Annotated in this window: 18 protein-coding genes; 1 reads left to right on the forward strand and 17 read right to left on the reverse strand. The window is 33.0% G+C overall.

Going from position 1 to position 23,336, the window contains the following annotated elements; translation table 11 throughout:
- Positions 1-304 precede the first annotated feature (304 nt).
- The gene (locus BTM19_RS02900; RefSeq protein WP_029377460.1) at positions 305-1,177 is read left to right on the forward strand and encodes an HTH domain-containing protein; all 873 of its coding nucleotides are present in this window, start codon (positions 305-307) and stop codon (positions 1,175-1,177) included.
- 305 nt (positions 1,178-1,482) lie between these two features.
- Here the strand turns inward: BTM19_RS02900 and BTM19_RS02905 are convergent, their stop codons facing one another.
- From BTM19_RS02905 to hslU, 17 genes are all read right to left on the reverse strand, one after another.
- On the reverse strand, positions 1,483-2,481 hold the full coding sequence (locus BTM19_RS02905) for a hypothetical protein (RefSeq protein ID WP_038678385.1): 999 nt from the start codon (positions 2,479-2,481) through the stop codon (positions 1,483-1,485).
- Between the two features lie 397 nt (positions 2,482-2,878).
- Positions 2,879-5,005, reverse strand: coding sequence for a translation initiation factor IF-2 (gene infB, locus BTM19_RS02910; RefSeq protein ID WP_099265717.1), 2,127 nt, complete (start codon positions 5,003-5,005; stop codon positions 2,879-2,881).
- A gap of 4 nt (positions 5,006-5,009) precedes the next feature.
- Positions 5,010-5,327 carry a L7Ae/L30e/S12e/Gadd45 family ribosomal protein gene (locus tag BTM19_RS02915; RefSeq protein ID WP_017724303.1) on the reverse strand — a complete coding sequence of 106 codons (318 nt, stop codon included), beginning with the start codon at positions 5,325-5,327 and terminating at the stop codon, positions 5,010-5,012.
- Positions 5,324-5,608: an RNase P modulator RnpM gene (rnpM, locus tag BTM19_RS02920; RefSeq protein ID WP_029377463.1), complete on the reverse strand. Its 285-nt coding sequence runs from the start codon at positions 5,606-5,608 to the stop codon at positions 5,324-5,326. The genes BTM19_RS02915 and rnpM overlap by 4 nt, the downstream gene beginning before the upstream one ends.
- Before the next feature lie 16 nt (positions 5,609-5,624).
- The gene (gene nusA / locus BTM19_RS02925; protein ID WP_029377464.1) at positions 5,625-6,797 is read right to left on the reverse strand and encodes a transcription termination factor NusA; all 1,173 of its coding nucleotides are present in this window, start codon (positions 6,795-6,797) and stop codon (positions 5,625-5,627) included.
- 23 nt (positions 6,798-6,820) lie between these two features.
- Positions 6,821-7,288 carry a ribosome maturation factor RimP gene (gene rimP, locus BTM19_RS02930; RefSeq protein ID WP_029377465.1) on the reverse strand — a complete coding sequence of 156 codons (468 nt, stop codon included), beginning with the start codon at positions 7,286-7,288 and terminating at the stop codon, positions 6,821-6,823.
- A gap of 355 nt (positions 7,289-7,643) precedes the next feature.
- Positions 7,644-11,960, reverse strand: a complete 4,317-nt coding sequence (locus tag BTM19_RS02935) for a PolC-type DNA polymerase III (RefSeq protein WP_029377466.1) — start codon at positions 11,958-11,960, stop codon at positions 7,644-7,646.
- Between the two features lie 412 nt (positions 11,961-12,372).
- Positions 12,373-14,073, reverse strand: coding sequence for a proline--tRNA ligase (locus BTM19_RS02940; RefSeq protein WP_029377467.1), 1,701 nt, complete (start codon positions 14,071-14,073; stop codon positions 12,373-12,375).
- A gap of 20 nt (positions 14,074-14,093) precedes the next feature.
- A complete protein-coding gene (gene rseP / locus BTM19_RS02945) occupies positions 14,094-15,380 on the reverse strand; it encodes an RIP metalloprotease RseP (protein ID WP_029377468.1) in 1,287 nt (428 codons plus the stop codon).
- A gap of 396 nt (positions 15,381-15,776) precedes the next feature.
- Positions 15,777-16,559 (reverse strand): phosphatidate cytidylyltransferase, encoded by a 783-nt coding sequence (locus tag BTM19_RS02950; protein WP_029377469.1) that lies wholly within the window; start codon positions 16,557-16,559, stop codon positions 15,777-15,779.
- A 17-nt stretch (positions 16,560-16,576) separates the two neighbouring features.
- Positions 16,577-17,338 (reverse strand): isoprenyl transferase, encoded by a 762-nt coding sequence (locus BTM19_RS02955; RefSeq protein ID WP_029377470.1) that lies wholly within the window; start codon positions 17,336-17,338, stop codon positions 16,577-16,579.
- A 229-nt stretch (positions 17,339-17,567) separates the two neighbouring features.
- A complete protein-coding gene (gene frr / locus BTM19_RS02960) occupies positions 17,568-18,122 on the reverse strand; it encodes a ribosome recycling factor (protein WP_029377471.1) in 555 nt (184 codons plus the stop codon).
- A 17-nt stretch (positions 18,123-18,139) separates the two neighbouring features.
- Positions 18,140-18,862 (reverse strand): UMP kinase, encoded by a 723-nt coding sequence (pyrH, locus tag BTM19_RS02965; RefSeq protein WP_017724293.1) that lies wholly within the window; start codon positions 18,860-18,862, stop codon positions 18,140-18,142.
- A gap of 131 nt (positions 18,863-18,993) precedes the next feature.
- Positions 18,994-19,872, reverse strand: a complete 879-nt coding sequence (gene tsf / locus BTM19_RS02970; RefSeq protein ID WP_029377472.1) for a translation elongation factor Ts — start codon at positions 19,870-19,872, stop codon at positions 18,994-18,996.
- 93 nt (positions 19,873-19,965) lie between these two features.
- The gene (gene rpsB / locus BTM19_RS02975) at positions 19,966-20,754 is read right to left on the reverse strand and encodes a 30S ribosomal protein S2 (protein WP_017724291.1); all 789 of its coding nucleotides are present in this window, start codon (positions 20,752-20,754) and stop codon (positions 19,966-19,968) included.
- Between the two features lie 297 nt (positions 20,755-21,051).
- Positions 21,052-21,825, reverse strand: a complete 774-nt coding sequence (gene codY, locus BTM19_RS02980; RefSeq protein ID WP_029377473.1) for a GTP-sensing pleiotropic transcriptional regulator CodY — start codon at positions 21,823-21,825, stop codon at positions 21,052-21,054.
- A gap of 24 nt (positions 21,826-21,849) precedes the next feature.
- Complete coding sequence (gene hslU / locus BTM19_RS02985) at positions 21,850-23,259, reverse strand: ATP-dependent protease ATPase subunit HslU (RefSeq protein ID WP_099265718.1); 1,410 nt, start codon at positions 23,257-23,259, stop codon at positions 21,850-21,852.
- Between the last annotated feature and the right edge of the window lie 77 nt (positions 23,260-23,336).

Raw genomic sequence — 23,336 nt, forward strand, 5'->3', positions numbered from 1 at the left:
ACAAAACTTTGTAATAAAACATTCCTTTAATATTCATGTGATTAAAAATAAAATATTACACATTTTATAATTTATAATGGTATACTTCTAGGGAGCGAGATAGTATCTATATATTTTTTAAAATATATTATCGCCTTCCCTCATATGCATGACTTAAATTAACAAACGCACACATAAATATATAAGCACCTCTAGCTTTAATTAGCAGATTACATGCATTATTGCTTATGCTTAAGTGCCACTTTTAACGGTCAGGTCATTTTAATAACCTGGCTTATTTTCAAAATAATAGGAGCGTATATTATTGGAGAAACCAGAACGCCTTTTGTATATTTATACACGATTTTTGAACGGAAAAGCATTGAATAAAGAAGAACTCGCACAGCGACTCAACGTAAATGTAAGATCTATCCAACGAGATATAAGTGACATAAATAATTTTTTATATGAAGATCAAGAATGGCATGGTCTAGAAGGTCAAATTGTATATGACAAGACCATAGAAAAACATCGTTTGAAAATTGACAGGTATAAATTTAAGAACAATAGGTTACTTAATTTGATTTTTCGTATGAAAAACTTTACACCCATAATTCATGAAGATACATACAACCTTATAAGAGGGTTAAATGCCAATTCAAACTTAGCAGAAAAACTATTGTCTAATAAAATGTTAAGTCAATTCAATATACATCGCGAATTTAGTGAATCAACTTTAATCTTTAGAATACAATTAGCGATTGAAAACAATCATAAAATTTCTATTCAACTACAAGAAACCCATGTTACAGACATCATCCCTATTTATACACGTTATTTTGCCGATAAATATTGGTTCACTTATTTAACCAACGGAGAAGTGCACACTCTCGATTTGTCTGTTGTAAAAGAAGTAGAACAACTTAACGATGTTTATGACCAATCTGTATTTGAAGGTATTAACAGTGTGACTATGCTTATTCAAGATCATATATGGCCAAAAATTGAACGCCAGTTTATCATAGTAAACACTAAACTTGTAGATAATGGGCGAATTGTAGATATCATTATTTCAAAAGAAGAAAGCATGCACATTGCTTATGAACATCCAAATCAAATCACATTACTAAAGCCTCAACATTATGTCGATGATTTCAAAGTAATTATAAAATCATTGTTCAACTCTTACAATATTTAAATTAATTAACAAAAAATCATTTGTTAAATAACCAACGTTTGTAATTTCTCTCGACAACAAAGTTTCCATAGCTCAGTGAACTACAAAACATCATAAAAATAAGAAAACGTCAATTTCTATAATCCCAATAGAAATTGACGTTTGTACTTTATACGTGATGGTATTTAAATTCTACTCTTTCATATATGTTTATTATGCTTACTAGATAACTAGTCACAACACATGTATTCAGGTAATAGCATTTTCTACTCATACATAGATTAATTGATTAATATTACTACTTTTTTAGACACTTTATCAATTTACTAAATTTGTCTTTCCAAAGTATGTTGTAATTTTTTAATTTTTTCATGAAAATCAGAGTCCCCATTTTCACGTGCCACTTTTTGTTCTTGATTCCATCTATAATATTCAATTTTACTAAGTTCTTGCTTTTTCTTGATACGAAGACGGTGTTCTCTATAACTCAGCACATTACATACTGTAAGATGACGGTTTTGTTTCGATGATAATACGAATAAATGATCAATTAAATACTGACATAATTCACTATCTGCAAAGTTCTTAAATATAGAAATATATAGTTCCTCTTCACTTACGATATAAATACGTGGCTTGTCATCTTTGAGCATTTTTATTAATAACTCATAATTTTTTATTTGTGATGGAAGTTTATGATTAAATGTTAAAAAATCTTTAGGTATACCTGCAGAATGTCCAGTCTGATATGGAAAGAAATTGAGAACCATAACCCTGTTAGGATCGATATTAAATTGCTTTAATGTCGACGCATTACTATATAAATATTTCACAAACCATCTATGTCTATCTATATAAGGTAAAAATAATTTTTGTCCATTAAACAATAATTTACCTTGAATGTCTAATAAAATTCTTTTTCTATATTCAATTGCTTCATCATTAGCTAGATTTAATTGGTATGTTTGAAAATCATTTTCTGGTTGTTTTTTTAATATTACTATATCTGCAATTTCTGGATTACCAAAATAAGGCCTTGCAATAGCTGGATTTAAATCTGCATTTTCAAATGTGACTCTTTGTCTATCTTTATTTAAAGTAACTTTTCCATTCGCAAAGTCTATCATTTTTTTGAACCTTGGAATTTCAGTAAAATTATCTCCGAAATGTTTTTGAAAATAAGCATAATCCATAGGATGTAAAAACGCTGTTGTATCATTATTTTTAATAATTGCCTTTAAAGTTGATTCGTCATAAATAGAGTTATACTGACTAAAATATTGTTCCCAAAATTCATTTATATCTTTTAAATATTCACTCATCATTTATAACCTCCCATTTAACTTGATTATAATTAAAAGGATAGACAACTATTGTCAGTCTGCCTCAATAAGTGTACATTTATAATATTTTTTAAATCTAATTTACAACTATAAAAAGGTATATAATTTATATAAATTAATATGTCAACGTTTGCAAGATTCAATTTTTATAATTTATTATTCTTAAATAAAGAAAAATATACATTAGTGTATTGTGCGTAATCTAACGTTATTGACTTGTTAAATTACGCACGTTTTCATTAATTGTTAACAAACTACTATAAAGAAATAATTAATGAAAATGAGACAAAAAAACAAAGCAAACAACATAATATAAGTTTGCTTTGTTTCTAATATATAAGTTTATTTCTAAAATAGAAATATAATTAAAGGTTAAAAGTTATCTTTTAATTTCAACCATTTCGAACGCTTCAATAATGTCGCCTTCTTTTAGGTCATTGAATTTTTCAACTGTTATACCACATTCATAGCCTTGAGCTACTTCTTTAACATCATCTTTGAAACGTTTTAATGTGTCTAATTCACCTTCGAATTGTACTACACCGTCTCTGATTACACGAACACCCGCATTACGTGTGATTTTACCATCTATCACATAACTACCAGCAATCGTACCTACTTTAGAAACTTTGAAAGTCTGACGAACTTCTGCTTGACCAATAACTTGTTCTTCAAATTCTGGATCTAGCATACCTTTCATTGCAGATTCAATTTCTTCGATAACGTTATAGATAACACGGTGTAAACGCATATCTACGCCTTCATTATCTGCAGCTCGTTTCGCACCAGTATCAGGACGCACATTAAAGCCGATAATGATACCATTTGAAGCGTTAGCAAGTGTAACATCTGATTCATTAATTGCACCTACTGCAGTATGAATAATTCTTACATTAACGCCTTCGACATCTATTTTCATTAATGATGCTGCAAGTGCTTCTACTGAACCTTGTACATCACCTTTAATAATGACGTTAAGATCTTTCATTTCACCTTGTTTCATTTGTTCGAACAGGTTATCTAATGAAACGCTCTTACTTTCTTGACGTTGTTGCATCACATTAGCTTCATGACGTGCTTCACCGATACGTCTTGCTTGTTTTTCATCTTTGAAGACAACAAATCTATCACCAGCTTGTGGTACATCGTTAATACCAGTAATTTCTACAGGTGTAGAAGGACCAGCTGACTTAATACGTTGACCTAAATCATTTACCATAGCACGGATTCTACCATAAGTATTTCCTACTACTAGTGAATCTCCAACATTAAGCGTTCCGTTTTGAACTAATAATGACGCGGATGGTCCACGTGATTTATCCAATTCAGCTTCAATCACAGTACCCACAGCATGCTTGCTTGGATTTGCTTTTAATTCTTGAACTTCAGAAGTTAGGACAATCATCTCTAGTAAGTCTTCAATACCATCTCCACTTAAAGCTGAAAGTGGTACGAAAATTGTATCGCCACCCCAAGCTTCAGGAATTAAACCATATTCTGTTAATTCTTGCATTACACGGTCAGGATTAGCTGTTGGTTTGTCAACTTTGTTTACAGCAACAATTGTAGGCACCTCTGCTTCTTTAGCATGGTTAATCGCTTCAATTGTTTGTGGCATTACACCATCATCTGCTGCTACTACTAAAATTGTAATATCTGTAACTTGGGCACCACGAGCACGCATTGTTGTAAATGCAGCGTGACCTGGTGTATCAAGGAATGTGATTTTTTTGCCATCATTTTCAATTTGATATGCACCGATATGCTGCGTAATACCACCTGCTTCACCAGCAGTTACTTTAGTATGACGAATTGAGTCTAATAATGTTGTTTTACCATGGTCAACATGTCCCATGATTGTAACAACGGCTGGACGCTCAATGCCATTTTCTTCGTCAGCTTCATCTTCAAAATAAATTGATAAATCTTCTTCATCAATAATAACTTCTTTTTCAATTTCTACGCCATAATCATCTACGATTAATTCTAATGTTTCATCATCTAAAGATTGATTAATGTTTGCCATTATGCCTAGTAAGAATAATTTTTTAATAATACCTGATGAATCTATATTTAATTTCTCAGCAAGTTCACCTACAGTTATACCATCGTGATACGTAATTTTAGAAGGTATTTCCTTTGGCTCTTCTTGTTTAGGTTGTTTAGGTTGTTTAGGTTGTTTAGGTTGTTTATTGTTTTTATTAGTATTCTTATTATTTTTGTTATTTTTCTTGTTGTTTGGTTTATTATTTTGATTACCTTTGTTACCTTGATTATTTTTATTGTTTGTCGTTGATTGTTTATTTTGAGCACTTTTCTGCTCTGATTTAGCAGCTTGCTGTGCTTGTTCTGGTTTATAGATTTTATCTAAAGCCTTAATTTGATCGTCTTCTAACGTTTGCATGTGGCTAGTTACCTCAACGTTCATTTTAGCTAACTCATCTATAATATCTTTACTTTTTAATTTTAAATCTTTTGCGTATTCGTAAATTCTTTTTTTACTCATATAGTCACTCCTTACGATATTCATCAATCATTGACAATAACTTTTTAGCAAAGCCTTGATCAGTGATTCCAATGTTTACACGTTCTGCTTTCCCTAAAGCTTGTCCTAATTCAGCTCTCGTTCCAAATATGCGTAATGATATATGGTAACTTTCACATTTGTTCTGTATCACTTTAGTTGTGTTATCAGAAGCATCAGTTGCAATGATTACGAGCTTTAACTTGTTCTTTTTTAAATCATTTAAAATGACAGATTCACCTGTTTTAACTTTTCCAGCACGCATTGCCAAACCTAAAAAATTTACGATGTTCTCTTTGGTCATTTAGGAATCTCTTCACGATAAATAAGACGTATAATTTCTTTATAAACAGGTTCTAGTGTCTCAGCATCAGCTTTATAGTATTTTTCTAATACACCTTTTTGCTGTGCCTCTTCTACTAATTTAACATCTTTTGATACATATGCACCACGACCTTGTTGTTTTCCAGTTGCATCAGCAAAAATTTCGCCTTCTTTGTTTATCACAACTCTTATCATATCGTTTTTCGGATGCATTTCATTTGATAGTATACATTTACGCATTGGAATTTTTTTCTTTTTCATAAAGTTTCACTCCAATTTATTTTTCAGTATCTACATCTTCTTCAATGACTTCACTTGTAACATCTTCAGAATGTAATACTTCTGTGTCAACTGTTTCTGAAGGCGCGTCATCTTCTTCAATGATACCTTCATCAGTTGGATAAACGCCTGCTTCTCTTGCATCAGTTTCAGATTTAATATCAATCTTCCAACCTGTTAATTTTGCAGCTAAACGCGCATTTTGGCCACGTTTACCAATTGCTAAGGATAATTGATAATCTGGTACGACAACAATTGTAGATTGGTTTGCTTCATCAACAATAACTTGTAAAACTTGTGATGGACTCAAAGCATTTTTCACAAATATCTTTGGATCTTCGTTCCATTGAACGATATCAATTTTTTCTCCACCAAGTTCTTCTACTACAGCTTCTACACGAGCACCTTTAGCACCTACACATGCACCAACTGCATCAATATCAGGATTATCAGAGTGTACACTAATCTTAGAACGGTCTCCAGCTTCACGTGCTACAGATTTAACAATTACTGTACCATCAAATATTTCAGGTACTTCTTGTTCAAATAAACGTTTTAGTAAACCTGGGTGACTTCTTGATACATAAATTTGTGGGCCTTTTGTAGTTTGTTCAACCTTGTTTACGTATACTCTAATTCTTTCATTTGGAATATAACTTTCATTTGGACTTCTTTCCGCTTCAGATAACACAGCTTCAGTACGTCCTAAATTCACATAAACATAGCGATGATCTACTCTATCAATTAAACCTGTTACGATGTCATCTTCTTTATCGATAAATTCATCATACAAGATTTCGCGCTCTGCATCACGTAAGCGTTGCATCACTGCTTGTTTAGCCGCTTGAGCACCTACACGTCCAAAGTCATTTGGTGTGACATCTTCTTCATAAATATCACCAATTTCATATGCAGGGTTTTTAACAAGTGCAGTACTCAAATCAATTTCTTCTCGATCATCCATTGATTCTTCTACAACTTCTTTACGTGCGATAACATGAAATGTACCTTTATCCATATTTAATTCAACACGCACACTTCTTGCGCTATCATAATTCTTCTTATAAGCAGTGATTAAAGCTGCTTCTATAGCATCAACTAACACTTCTCTAGGAATCTTTTTTTCTTTTTCTAAGTACTCAGTTGCTAATAATAATTCATTACTTGACACGACTTATCATCCTCCTTATCACGTTATATCATTACAGCGTGACGTGCTTTAGCGATCTTACTTCTTAATATTTCAACTTGTTTAGTTTTTGACTTATCCTTAACTTCCATAGTTATCATATCTTCATCAACAGATTTCAAAATACCTAACCATTCTTTAGAACCTTCAATTGGTGCATATAAAGATACAAAAATAGGTTTTGATACAGCATTATGGAAATCTTTTTCTTTTTTAATAGGTCTTTCTGCGCCAGGTGACGCAACATCTAAGTAATACATTTCTTGAATAGGATCTTCTGCATCCATAACTTCGCTGATTTTTTCAGAAGCTAACGCACAATCATTTAAGTCTACGCCGCCTTCTTTATCAATAGATACTCTTAAAAAATGGTCTTTTCCTTCTTTTGTAAACTCAACTTCTACTAATTCAAAATTTAAGTCATTAAGGACAGGTTGAATAATTGCTTCAACTTGTTCAGTTATTTTACTCATGCTGACCTCCTTTTTTGGCAAATAGAAAAGAGCGGGTATTATGCCCACTCTTCCTGCCTGAGTCTAATTTTTTAAGCACTGTTATTATATCATATGTTTATTTTCTATACAAATAACTATATTTTAAAAATCCCATAATGACAAGCTAGTCACTTTATTGTGCTATATTTCAAACATTTACAATATTTATTTCATTCAAGTATTGTTTCAAACAAATCATGATTAAGCTCAATCACTTTATCATTTTAGAGCACTAATTCCATAAATTTTTATTGAAAAAACGTAACCATTCAGTCTGTTCAAACTTATTTTAACTAGTAATATTACTAACTTTTTGCATTAATGATATAACACATCACATGTCAAAAATAGAAAGTTGAGCTTTATCTGGTAAGTTAGGTAACGAACCTAATTCATCTAAATACTCGATTACTTTTTGTGATAAACCAGCTTTCTTATTCAAATCTTCTTTAGACAAGAATGGTCCTTCTTCACGTGCTTCAACTATTCTTTGTGCAACATTTTCTCCGAGACCTGGAACTGATATAAATGGTGGGATTAAAGTATCACCTTCAATAATAAATTCAAAAGCTTTACTCTTTTCTAAACTAATCGGTTGCATACGGTAACCTCGTTGAGCCATTTCATTCATAATTTCCAGCACAGTTAATGTATCTTTTTCCTTTTTAGCCAAATCCATATATCTTGAATACATGTCCTTTACTGTATTACGAATACTTTCTTTGTCTTTAATCATTGATATTAAGTCAAAATCAGAGGCACGTACTGTGAAGTAACTTGCATAATAATACAATGGATAATGAACTTTGAAATAAGCAATACGTACCGCCATCAATACATAAGCGGCAGCATGCGCTTTAGGGAACATGTATTTAATTTTTCTACATGAATCTAAATACCAATCTGGCACTTCATTATCGACCATTGCTTCAACCATATCGTCTGTTAACCCTTTACCTTTACGCACAAATTCCATAGTTTTGAAGGCAAGTGATGGTTCTAAACCGTTATACATTAAGTAAACCATAATGTCATCACGACAACAAATTACGCTAGCTAAATCACATTTTCCAGAACGAATTAAATCTTGAGCGTTACCTAACCACACATCCGTACCATGTGAAAGACCAGAAATTCTAACAAGCTCTGAGAATGTGGTAGGCTTGGTATCTTCTAGCATTTGTCTAACAAATCCAGTACCAAATTCAGGTACACCAAATGTGCCAGTTTTACATAGAATTTCTTCTGAAGTTACACCCAATGGTTCTGGTGAACTAAATATACCCATTGTATCTTTATCATCAACTGGAATTGTTTTCGGATCAATACCAGATAAATCTTGTAACATACGTATCATAGTAGGGTCATCGTGTCCCAGAATATCTAATTTCAACACATTATCATGAATTGAGTGGAAATCAAAATGCGTCGTCATCCAAGATGAAGCTTGATCATCTGCAGGGAATTGAACTGGTGTAAAATCATATATATCCATATAATCAGGTACAACTATGATACCACCTGGATGTTGTCCTGTTGTACGTTTTACTCCTGTACAACCTTTTACTAGTCTATCAATCTCAGCACCTCTTTTATGGATACCTTGATCATTTAAGTAACCTTTAACAAAACCAAATGCAGTTTTTTCGGCAACTGTACCGATCGTTCCGGCACGAAACACTTTATCTTCTCCGAAGAGTTCTTTTGTATAATTATGTGCTTCTGGCTGATATTCCCCACTAAAGTTCAAATCAATATCTGGTACTTTATCCCCTTTAAATCCTAAGAATGTTTCAAAGGGAATGTCTTGTCCTTCTTTAATTAAGTCACAGCCACAAGATTCACACTTTTTATCGGGTAAGTCGAAACCAGAACCAACTGAACCATCATTAAAGAATTCACTATTTTTACATTCAGGGCAAATATAATGCGGTGGCAATGGATTTACTTCTGTGATTTCTGTCATTGTTGCTACAAAGCTAGACCCTACCGAACCACGTGAACCTACTAAATAGCCATCATTCAATGATTTTTTTACAAGTCTCTGTGAAATTAAATAAATAACAGAGAATCCGTTTCCGATAATACTTTCTAATTCTTTCTCTAAACGATCAATAACAATTTGCGGCAAGTCTTCCCCATATAATGCTTTGGCATTATTATAACTCATTTCACGAATTTCATCGTTTGCGCCTTCCATTCTTGGCGTATACAAATCATCTTTAATTGGTACTACACGTTCAATTGAATCTGCTAATTCATTTGTATTTTTAATAACAAGTTCATATGCTTTTTCTTCGCCTAGAAAATGTAATTCATCTAACATTTCATCAGTTGTTCTAAAATGTGCTTCTGGTAAAGTGGAACGATTTAATGGATTACCTGGTTGTGAAGCAATTAAAATTTTACGTGCAATTGCGTCGTGTTCATTTAAATAGTGCGCGTTGCCTGTTGCAATTACAGGAATATTATTAACATCACCCGCTCTTATTAAACGATTATATATTTCATGTAATGTTTCATTATCTCTCACAAGTTCTCTATCGATTAAATCTTGATAGAGCGCTGGTGGTTGAACTTCAATAAAATCGTAATATTTAGCGATTCGTTCCACTTGGGATTGATCTTTTTGCATTACTGCTGTAAATACTTCACCTTCATCACAAGCTGAGCCTACTAATATCCCTTCACGATATTCATCTAATAGTGAACGTGGAATTCTCGGTGTACGATAGTAGTATTGAACTAACGAAGCACTTACAATTTTAAAGAGATTCTTCAATCCTTCTTGGTTTTGGACAATGAGTGTAACATGGTTAGGTCTCGCACGTTTATATGCATCCTCATTTGTTAAAGAAGTATTGATATCTTGATGATTATGAACACCAAGCTCTTCTAATTGTTTCAACATTTTTATAAACATATACGCTGTTGCTTCAGTATCATAAATCGCTCTATGGTGTTGAGTCAATTCAACACCGTATTTTTTAGCTAAGAAATTCAAACCATGCTTACCATATTCAGTATTAATTGTTCTGGATAATTCTAATGTATCAATCACACCGTTTGTAGAAGCACCTATCCCTACATGTTCATAACCGGTGTCGATGAAGCCCATATCAAATGAAGCGTTATGAGCAACAAAGATTGCATCTCCGACCCATGATTTAAATTCTGTTAACACTTCTTCAATTTCTGGTGCATCTACTAACATATCATCAGAAATATGAGTTAAATTTTTAATCGTTTCTGATAAACGTTCATGCGGGTTACTAAAGCGTTCAAATTTATCTATGATTTCGCCATCTTTAACTTTGACAGCGGCAAGCTCAATAATCTTGTCGTATTGGTTAGATAATCCTGTCGTCTCCACGTCAAACACAACATAAGTTGCTGTTTTTAAATTGCAATCCTTAGGTTTATACGCTATTGGCACTCCGTCATCTACTAGCATACCTTCCATACCATAAATCATTTTAATGCCGTTTTTTTCTGCCGCAGCGTGTGCATCTGGAAATGCTTGGACAACGTTATGGTCCGTAACAGCAATAGCTTTATGTCCCCACTTAGCAGCTTGGTCTACATATGTAGAAATATTTGGGATACCATCCATTTGGCTCATCGAAGTGTGCAAATGGAATTCGACTCTTTTTTCTTCAGATTTATCTTGTTTTGTTGCTTTTTTAATTTCTTCTATGTCTGACATCATCATAACTAAATCTCGTACGAAAGTATCTTCTTCTATTCTACCTTGTGCACGCACCCATTTCCCTACGCTTAAAGCTTTAAAATGAGCTAAGTCATCTTTATTTTTACGCGTGAACATTTTTAATACGAGTGAATCAGTATAGTCTGTCACCTTGATTTCTACAATATGTCGGCCACTTTTCAACTCTTTTAGATTAATATCAAAAATAACACCTTCAACAGCTGCTTTAAACTCTTCTTCAACAATAGAATCAATTGTACGTACGTTCTCAATTTGAATTGGTTTACCAATTTGACATTTTGAAACAGCACTTTCGTTATTATCTTGTTGTTTCGCTTTTTCAGCTTTCATTTTTTCTAATTTTTCTGTTGCTTCACGTGCACTCTTTTCATCTTCTTCTTGTATGTGTGCCTCTAATGATGCTAAATCACCATCGTTTACCGCACTATCAGTTTCAAAAACAACTTTACTTATACTAAATCCACACTGTTGATATGCTGCAATTAAACTACCGTTACAAGCTTTATCAAAATGATCGCGTTCAACATCGTTTTGGCACATCACTTTTAAAATATCTCCAGACATAATCAAACGCTTCTGCTTTAATTGGCCTTTAACTTTCGGTGATAACTTTGTTTGATCGATACAATAGCTAAAGTATTTAATCGCATATTCATCTTGATTAGCTTTATCTTTTATTGTAATATTGCACTTTACCTCGGCGATTGTTTTGAATTCTTCAGTAATTGCACTTGTGAAAAGTAAGTAATCTTCTATTGTTAAAAAATATGGGAACGTGATTTGAAATACCCATGAACGATCCACTGCTTTAACATCTACGCGTGTTAATTCACTTTTTGTTAATATTTCAGAATCCAAATGCTCTGCGATTTTAATTTGGTCAGCTAGGATTTTAAACTTTTCCTCGTTTGTCATTGACATGACGATAACCACCTTACTATTAATTACACTGTTTTACTTGTATATTATTAATTACATTTTATGACGGTGTATGTATTATTTTTCATTCTCTCTATTATAACTAAATATATTCGAAATTCTAATAGTTCAACTTATTTGATACAATGCATATTTTTACAAACAAATAAATAGGAGCGGGACAGAAATCAAAATTTTAAATTTGATTTCATATGCCCGCCCCCACAAGACTGAATAAATATTTAAAAATATCGAAACTACTATTTTTAAATATTAAACAGCTACTGTGTATGCTCAAACTTATACACATCAGCATTTAATGCTTTATTTTATTTCAGCCTCATGATTTTTTATAGGCATTTTCACCTATTTACATTAGCCATTATAACAAATTGTTATCAACTCTGCTTTCAAATTATATATTTGAATATAAGTCATTTACATAATTTGTTAAGTTATCAATGTGAACATCTTCACTGTCACCAGTATCACGACGCTTAACCTCAACGATACCTTCGGCAGCATTTTTACCAACAACGACACGTATTGGTAAACCAATTAAATCGGCATCATTAAATTTCACACCCGCACGTTCTTTACGGTCATCATATAATACATCAAATTGCTCTTTTAATTGTGTGTAAAGTTGATCCGCTAACTCACGTTGATCATCTTTTTTAGGATTAATTGTTATTAAATGTAAATCAAATGGTGTGATTGACTTCGGCCAAATAATACCATTTTCATCATTATTTTGTTCAACAATCGCACTTAATGTTCTAGAAACACCAATACCATAACAACCCATTAATAGTGGTTTAGCTTTGCCTTGGTTATCTAGGAATGTAGCATTCATACTTTCTGAATATTTTGTTCCTAGCTTAAATACTTGTCCTACTTCAATACCTTCGGCGAATTGAGCTAAACCTGAACCATCTACTAATGGCTCTCCTTCTAATATAAATCTGAAATCACCATATTCTGTAACTTCAAAATCACGGCCTACATTTGCATTCAATAAATGATAGCCATCTTCATTTGCGCCCACAACGATATTATTTAAATCTTGAATGTAATTATCGGCGTAAATCTTAATATCTTTATCGAAAATTGGACCTAAAGAACCTGGTTTTGCACCAAGTAGATTAACAATCTCATCTTCTGTTGCTAATTCAATGTTATCTGTGGCAAAGTATGCTTTTAATTTAATATCATTAATTTCATGATGACCACGCACTAAGACCATAATGAATTCTCCGTCTACTTTAAATATCATAGATTTCGTAATTTCATCTAATGGCTTTTCAAGGAATGACGCTAACTCTTGTGCAGTATGGACGTTAGGTGTTTCTATTTTAGTTAATGGTTTAACCTCATCGTGCTTTTCATTTGGTTGATAAACAACTTCTGCCTTTTCAATATTTGCAGCATAATCACTTTGGTCGCTAAATACAATCGTATCTTCGCCAATTTCACTTAATGCCATAAATTCATGCGTATGACTTCCACCAATTGCACCAGAATCAGCAACAACAGGTCTCGCATTAATACCCACTCGTTTAAAGATGCGACCATATGCATTGTACATATCTTGATATGAGGCATCTAAAGATTCCTCATCAGCATGGAAAGAATAAGCATCTTTCATAATAAATTCTCTGCCACGTAACAAACCAAAACGTGGGCGTTTTTCATCTCTGTATTTAGATTGAATTTGGAATAAAGTCATAGGTAATTGTTTATAAGATTTTAATTCATCTCTTACTAAAGAAGTAACTACTTCTTCGTGAGTTGGCCCAAGGGCAAATTCACGACCATTACGATCTTGTAAACGCATGAGTTCCGGTCCGTATGCGCTCCAACGGCCAGATTCTTTCCATAATTCTGCTTGTTGCAATGCTGGCATTAAGATTTCCACTGCATCAATTCGTTCCATTTCTTCACGAACAACAGCCTCTATATTATTTAATACTCTAGCTGCGAGCGGCAAATAACTATATATGCCACTTGTACTTTGTTTGATCAAACCTGCTTTCAATAATAAACGATGACTTAATGCTTCAGCACCGGCTGGCACTTCTTTCATAGTAGGTATAAATACTTTAGACTGTTTCATTTATATACTTCTCTCCCTCTTTATAAAAAATAACGTTGGATATCGTTCCAAGTCACTAAGACCATAACGATTAATACAAATACTGCACCTATTGCAATAATAGTTGTTTCTGCTTTTTTATTTACAGGCTTTCTGAATATCGCTTCGTAAATGACAAATAGTATGCGACCACCGTCTAAAGCAGGTACAGGTAATAAATTCATTAATCCTAAGTTGACACTTAATAATGCCGTCCAAGAAATTAAGTTTATTATACCAGTTTTAACTACAGAATCGACTGAATGATAGATGCCAACAGGTCCATTCAACATATCAAAGGAGAAATTCCCTGTGAAAATACTAGCAATCATCCCTACAATTGCAGTGAAGATGATTTTTCCAGCTTCTAGTGTGCGGTCAAATCCTGAAACGATTGGTTTAAATAAAGTATGCTCTGTACTAGCTGTATAGCCAAATAAATATCTTGTTTGACTCTTATTTTTAGTAACTTTTTGCTCTACTTTTTTAGGTTTTATATCCATCGTATGGGTTTTACCATCACGTTCTACTGTGACTTTTGTTTTTTTGTCTTTATTCTGTTCAGTAATTTTATCGATATCACTTTTGCCTTCTATTTTTTTACCATCTAATTTCACAATTGTGTCACCAGATTTAAGTCCTGCTTGAGCCGCCGGAGAACCTTTCATTACTTCATCAACTGAATTCGTCGGTGTACCTTGATAATAAGCTAAACCGATAAATAAGACTAATGTAAGTAAGAAATTAAACAATGGTCCAGCAAATAACGTTAAGAATTTTTGATAAGGCTTTTTATATGTGAATTGTCTGTCTCTTGGTGCTATTTGAATTAAACTACCATTTTCTACAAAATATGATTTTTCTGCAATAGGGAAACGATGACGTTCATCATCATAGGCCGTCACACCTTCTACAAACAAGCCGTCTTTGAAATCACATTGTTTCACTTCCATAGCTTCAATTTGTTGGAATTTGTGTTGGTCATCTAAAATGATATGTGTAATTTCTTCTTTATCATTTAATTTAATTTTTACGTGCATTCCTGGTTGAACCGGTGGCTCTTCTAGGCCATCCCCTGCCATACGAACATAACCACCTACAGGTAATAGTCGTATTGTATATAATGTTTCATTTTTTCTAAAACTAAAAATTTTCGGTCCCATACCGATTGCGAATTCTGGACACATAATCCCTGCTCTTTTAGCAAAAAACATATGACCATATTCATGCACGGTTACGAGGACACCAAAGACGATTATAAAAGAAATGATTGTTACTAGAAAACTCAATTTGATACACCTCATATATTCTTAATAAATTAACTACGTTTAACTTTAAAAACTAACGATTTCAAGTTTACTGTTCGCACTACAGATTACAAAATTATAACACAATAATGCTAACTGACACACGTAACTATTATATAACATTGTAGTCGTTTTTTACGTAAAAACATATCAGCTTATAATTTAGCTTTATTTAATTCCTCAGAGCTATGATTATGGATTAATATTCAACTAATTTAACTTAATACTATATTTCACGATAGCAAAATATAGTATTAAGTTAAATTCTTTAGATTTATTAAAGGAGTTAAGAATCATATTAACTGTATGCTTTGCGCAGTTACTCCAATTCATTAACTCCTTGTATATGATTTATAAAATTTTAAAAAGCAAATATGTTTAGCTTTGAATTAATAATATGTTCAATAAAGGCAATACAAACATAAAACTATCAAATCTATCTAAAATACCACCATGTCCCGGGAGGATTCTACCTGAATCTTTAACACCAAAATGACGTTTAAAACCAGATTCAACAAGATCTCCCAATTGTCCGAACATACTTAAAATGATTGTAACTATAATTAATAACCAAATAGCTATATTAAAATCAACAAATTGCAGCATTACAAGCGGTACAATAATACTACAAATTAATCCGCCAATAAAACCTTCTATCGTTTTATTAGGACTGATAACTGGCCATAACTTATGTTTGCCCATCAATCTACCAAAAATATAAGCCCCTGTATCAGTTAGCCACACAACTAAAAATGCAAATAATATAAAATGTAAGCCTTCTGAGCGAGTTTCATATAAATACATAAACCCAATACCAACGTATGCAATTGACATAAGGCAGAAAGCTGCATCCATAAAGCTAAATCTATTTTTAGATAGTACAGTATAGCTTAATAATATAAAACTCATAGCTATTAAAGATTTCAATTGGAAATTATTAACCCAGTCACCCGCCTCTTGAGGCAACATAATAATTAAAATACCTAATGCACTTATAATACCTGGTATCGATAAGAACTTAATCATATTCATATTAAGCAATTCTTTTAGAGCTATAAAAGCTAATAAATATGAAAATAGCATTAGAATAAAGCCGCCCTTTAGTAATACAGGGAGAAAAATGATAAGTGCTATGATTGCTGTTAAAGTTCTAACTTTCATACTAATCTCCTAACTATTTATAACCCACCAAAGCGACGTTGGCGTGATTGATAAATTTTAATACAATTTATTAATTCTTCCTTATTAAAGTCTGGCCATAATTTTTCGTTAAAAATAAATTCACTATACGATACTTGCCAGATAAGGAAATTACTAATTCTTTGTTCTCCTGAAGTTCTTATCAAAAGATCTGGGTCAGGATATGCATGAGTCATCAAATGCTCATCAATCATTTGTTCAGTGATTTCATCACTTGATAAACCTTTAGCAGTTAATTGGTCATAGATTTTTTTCACACTGTTTACAATTTCGGCACGTCCACCATAGTTCATAGCAAAGATTAATTTTAAGCCTGTATTATGTTTAGTATCTTCTTTCGCTTTAGCTATTGCTTTAAGTGTAGAATTTGGCAAATGTTCCAAAAAGCCAATTGTCTCTACTTTAACATTATTTTCTATCAATTCCGGTAGAAAAGTTTTTAAAAATGTACCTGGTAAGCTCATAATATAGTTAACTTCATTTTCCGGTCTTGACCAATTTTCTGTAGAGAATGCATATAATGTTAAGTATTTAATTCCTAGATCACTGGCTACTTTAGTGATGTTTTTAACGGTTTGTGTACCTTGGTAATGACCTTTAATTCTAGGCAATTTCCTTTGCTTCGCCCAACGACCATTACCATCCATTATGATTGCAACATGTTCAGGTATATTATGTAAATCCAATTCAAAATCGGATTGGTTAGGCTGATTTTTCTTCTTATTTAACTTTTTAAACATGGTATTTCCTCCGAGCGTGATCATCTATGTTTATTATAATAGGTTCTAAATGCAATTATCTACCATTTTATCATAATAGATAGGTGCATTGAATAAACAAATAAAAAAACTGTACCAAAGTCTGATTTGATACAGTTCAGATAAAATATGATAAACCTCTGATTCTTGAATTCCGCTGATTAAATCTAACAACAGAAGTGAAGCGAAGTCTTACCATTCATTACCATGTTTATACTGACATAATATCTTGTTCTTTTTCTTCTAACAATTTATCGATTTCTTTAATTGAATCGTCAGTGAGCTTTTGTACATCTGCTGTTTGTGATTTTAAATCATCTTCAGTGATGTCAGCATTTTTTTGTTGTTTTTTAAGTTCGTCATTAGCATCACGACGTACATTTCTAACAGCTACTTTAGCATCTTCGCCAATTTTCTTAACATCTTTCACTAAGTCTTTACGACGTTCCTCTGTTAAAGCAGGAATACTTATACGAATAACTTCGCCATCACTCGAAGGATTGACACCTAAGTTTGCAGCATTGATTGCTTTTTCAATGTTGCCTACAGATGATTTGTCATATGGCGCAATTACTAATAAACGTGCTTCTGGCACACTGATGCTTGCAAGTTGTTGTACAGGCGTAGGCGCACCATAATAGTCAACAGTTACACCGTTTAATAAATTTGAGTTAGCTCTACCTGCACTGATATTAGCTAATTCTCTAGAAAGATTATCTACAGATTTTTGCATTTTTGATTTCGTGTCATTTATAATGTCACTCATAGTCATACACCTCTAAATTATTTTGTAATTAACGTTCCTATTTTTTCACCCATAACAGCACGTTTAATATTGCCTTCTTCTGTTATCGAGAATACATTCAATGGAATATTATTATCCATACAGAATGATGAAGCCGTTGAATCCATGACTTGTAAACCTTCTTGTAACATTTGAATATGTGTTAAATGTTCATACTTAATTGCATTTTGATCTACTTTTGGATCGGCAGAGTATACACCGTCAACGTTATTTTTACCCATTAAGATAACATCAGCTTCAACTTCAGCTGCACGTAATGCTGCTGTAGTATCAGTAGAGAAGTAAGGGTTCCCTATACCAGCCGCAAAAATTACAACACGTTTCTTTTCTAAATGTCTAATTGCACGGCGACGAATATATGGTTCCGCAACTTGTTTCATCTCAATTGATGTTAAGACGCGTGTATCGCACTCTAATTGTTCAAGGCTATCTTGTAATGCTAATGCATTCATAACCGTAGCTAACATACCCATGTAGTCAGCAGTACCACGATCCATGCCTAAGTCACTACCAGTTTTACCTCTCCAAATATTGCCTCCACCAACGATAACAGCAATTTCACAATCCATTTTTGCTACTTCAGCTACTTGTTTTGCAACACTTTTAATTATAATTGGGTTGATTCCAAACCCATCGTCACCTGCTAGTGCTTCGCCACTTAATTTTAATACAACACGTTCGTATTTAGAAGTTTGAGCCATTGTCTTATCCTCTCTATTGTAAAATATGTAATTATACAAGTAAAGAAGACACAATAGGTCTTCCAATACAAAAGTGAATCTTTCATACGGAGCACAAAAGGTGTCTTCTTTCTTGTTTTAACTATGAAAAATTATTTCATTTGTCCTTTAACTTCGTCAGCAAAGTTTTCTTCACGTTTTTCCATACCTTCGCCTACTTCATAACGTACGAAGTCAACAAGTTTACCACCTTTAGATTTTAAGAAAGCTTCAACTGTTTGATCAGGATCTTTTACAAAGTTTTGGTCAACCGCACAAATTTCTTGTAAATATTTACGTAAACGACCTTCTACCATTTTTTCAACAATTTTTTCTGGTTTACCTTCATTTAAAGCTTGTTGTTTTAATACTTCTCTTTCGTGATTAATTTCATCTTCACTTACTTGTTCAGATGAAACATATTTAGGGTTGATTGCAGCAATGTGCATAGCTACATCTTTAGCAGCTTCTTCTTCAGTTGAACCTTCAACTACAGTTAACACACCAATGCGTCCGCCCATGTGTAAGTATGCACCAAATGAATCGTTATCAGTTTTAGTTCTGATAGCAAAACGACGGATACTTAATTTTTCACCGATTGTAGAGATAGCTTCTTTAACACGTTGGTCAACTGATTTACCATCTGTTAATTCAGTTTCTAATAAAGCTTCTACAGATTCAGCTTTTGTATCCAATACTTGGATAGCAATTTCTTTCACTAATTGTTGGAATCCTTCGTTACGAGCTACGAAGTCAGTTTCTGAATTAATTTCTACAATTGCTGCTTCGTTCCCTCTTGCTTCAACGTGTACTAAACCTTCTGCCGCAATACGGTCAGATTTTTTAGCAGCTTTAGCAATACCTTTTTCACGTAGGAAGTCTACTGCTTTATCGATGTCACCATCAGTTTCTGTTAACGCTTTTTTACAATCCATCATGCCAGCGCCAGTTTTTTCACGTAATTCTTTTACAAGTTTAGCTGAAATTGCCATTTCATATTCCTCCATTATTTAATGAATTTTATTATATTTATTTTAAAAAAAGGTGATAAGCTTATATATCTTATCACCCATTTTACATTATTCTTAGTTTGATTCAACAGAAGTGTTTTCTTCAGTTGTTTCTGCTTCAGTAGCTTCAGTTGATTCGTTTAAATCAATGTTTTGTTCAGCTGCTACTTCTTCATTTGATACACCTTGTTGACCTTCTAAGATTGCATCTGCCATTTTACCAGTTAATAATTTAACTGCACGAATAGCATCATCGTTTGCAGGGATAACGTAATCAATTTCATCTGGATCACAGTTAGTGTCTACAATACCAACGATTGGGATGTGTAATTTACGTGCTTCAGCAATTGCGTTGCGCTCTTTACGAGGATCAACTACAAATAATGCTTGAGGCATAGATTTCATATCACGAATTCCGCCTAAGAATTTAATTAAACGGTCATATTCTTTTTTAAGTTCTACAACTTCTTTTTTAGGTAATACTTCGAATAAGCCATCTTCTTCCATTTTTTCAATTTCAGAGATACGTTTGATACGTTTAGAAATTGTTTTATAGTTAGTTAAGATTCCGCCTAACCATCTTTGGTTTACGTAAAATTGACCAGCACGTTCTGCTTCAGATTTAACTGAATCTTGTGCTTGTTTCTTAGTACCAACGAATAAAACTTTTCCGCCATCTTCTGATACTTGTTTAATGAAGTTATAAGCTTCTTCTACTTTTTTCACTGTTTTTTGTAAATCGATAATGTAAATACCGTTTCTTTCAGTGAAGATATATCTTTTCATTTTTGGGTTCCAACGGCGTGTTTGGTGACCGAAGTGAACACCTGCTTCTAGCAATTGTTTCATTGAAATTACTGCCATAATAAAATTCCTCCTATTGGTTTTTTACCTCCACAAAAAGCTCATATAAACACGACACAAAATATGTCGCACCCTTTATACTTTCACTTTTTATGTGTGTATTGGCTTCATAGCCGTCAATAAATATAACATATACATTATTATAAATCAATACTTTCAAACTACTATTTTAAACAATAAGAGGCTCAAACGTCGTAATCCGTTTCAGCCTCTAAGTTAGTATTGTAGGTGATTTATTGAATCTAAATCCTGTAATAAAAATTTGATTTAGATTTGTATGATTAATAATCAAACAAATTATTTAATACGGTCTAATTCGTCCAAGAATTTTTCTTTTTTAACTTTGATGAAAGTACCTTTCATTCCAAGTGAACGTGATTCGATTACACCAGCACTTTCAAGTTTACGCAATGCATTAACAATTACTGAACGTGTGATACCAACTCGATCTGCTACTTTAGAAGCAATTAAAAGGCCTTCTTTACCGCCTAATTCTTCAAAAATGTGTTCAATCGCTTCACTTTCTGAATATGATAAGGAATTAATTGCCATACTAATCGCTGCTTTATCTCTAGCTTCTTTTTCTACTTCATTATGTTTCTCACGTAAAATTTCCATGCCAATTACTGTAGCTGCATATTCGCCTAACACTAAGTCATTTTCCGAGAAATCGTCAGTTACACGACCAAGTACTAATGTACCTAATCTTTCACCACCGCCTAAAATCGGGAAAATCGTTGTCTTGCTTTCACCAAATAAATCTTTATTTTCTGGTGGGAACACAGTTAACACATTGTCAATGTTGATATTAGATTCAGTTTCTTTAACATCCATCAACTTATCGGTATATTCAACAGGTATATGTCTGTTTTCTAACATTTGGATAATACGTTCGTTTTTTAATAGTTCATTTAAACTTGATCCTAAAATTTTACCTTTTCTTGAAACTATAAATACATTAGTAACCGTTACACTACTGATCGTTTGTGCTACATCTTTAAAATCTACAGCAATACCTTTATGTTTTTGTAAAAGCGTATTTAATTCTCTAGTTTTCGATAATAAGCTCATATTCCTTCTCCTTTTTCATTTATATTATAAAATAAATGCACTTAAATCTTTATTTGTTGAAATTGTTTTCAACTTATCGTCTACATATTGTGGTGTGATATCTACAACCGCATTCGGCATACTTGGTGCTTCAAAGGATAAATCTTCCAGCATTTTTTCAAGTATAGTATGCAATCGACGCGCGCCGATGTTATCAGTATCTTGATTCACCTGGAATGCTATCTCTGCCAATCGTTTGATTGCATCGTCGGTAAAATTGACTGTTACTTTCTCCGTATCAAGTAATGCTTCATATTGTTTAATAAGTGATAGTTTAGGTTCAGTCAAGATTCTAACGAAATCTCCTACCGATAGACTTTCTAATTCAACACGAATTGGAAAACGACCTTGTAACTCTGGAATTAAATCACTTGGTTTAGACACGTGGAATGCTCCTGCACCAATAAATAGCATATGTTCAGTATTAACAGTACCATATTTCGTTTGAACCATGCTACCTTCAAGAATTGGTAAAATATCTCTTTGAACACCCTGGCGCGATACATCTTGACCTGAGCTTTGACTATTTGTCGCTACTTTATCTATTTCATCGATAAAAATAATTCCCATTTGTTCCGCTAATTCAATCGCTTCTTGATTTGCAGTCTCTTGATCGATTAACTCGTCAGCAAATTCATCCGTCAATATCTTGCGAGCTGTTTTAACAGGTACTTCTCGTTCAACTTTTTTCTTCGGCATTAATTGGTTCATCATATCCTGCATCTGTTGATTTTGATTCGTACCTAACATTCCCATCGCAGCAGGATCTTGCTCAACCTTTAACCTTACTTTTTCTTCTTCTAACTTACCATCTAATAGTTGCTGTTTGATTTCTGAACGTTTTGTTTTCACTTCTTCAGTAGGTGCTTCTTCCTCTTCGTCATTATTTTGACCGAAATTAGGCATTGAACCTCCGAAAAGTGATTCTAATGGATTAGCGTTATTGTTTGTTGCTGCCTTTTTCTTCATGCTCGGCACTAATAATTTAACTAACTTTTCATTAGCTTTATTTTGTGCCTCATCATGTACTAATGTTTTTTTCTGTTCTTTTACTAATCTTACCGCCATATCAACGAGATCACGTACCATACTTTCTACGTCTCGACCTACATAACCAACTTCTGTAAACTTCGTAGCTTCTACCTTGATAAATGGTGCGCCCACTACTTTCGCCATGCGTCTAGCGATTTCTGTTTTCCCTACACCAGTTGGTCCAATCATCAATATGTTCTTTGGGGCAACCTCTTGCTTTTCTTCTTCAGTCAAAAGGCTTCTTCTATATCGATTTCTTAAAGCAATCGCAACTTTTCGTTTTGCATCATCTTGTCCGACTATATATTCATTAAGTTTTGTAACAATATCTTTAGGTGTTAATTTGATACCATTCGTCTCCATTAGACAAGTTACCTCCGTTATAATCATTTTTTATCTCTGTAACATATTAATAGCAATTTATGGGAAATTCTACTATT

The organism is Staphylococcus xylosus (genome assembly GCF_002732165.1).
GTDB lineage: Bacteria > Bacillota > Bacilli > Staphylococcales > Staphylococcaceae > Staphylococcus > Staphylococcus xylosus.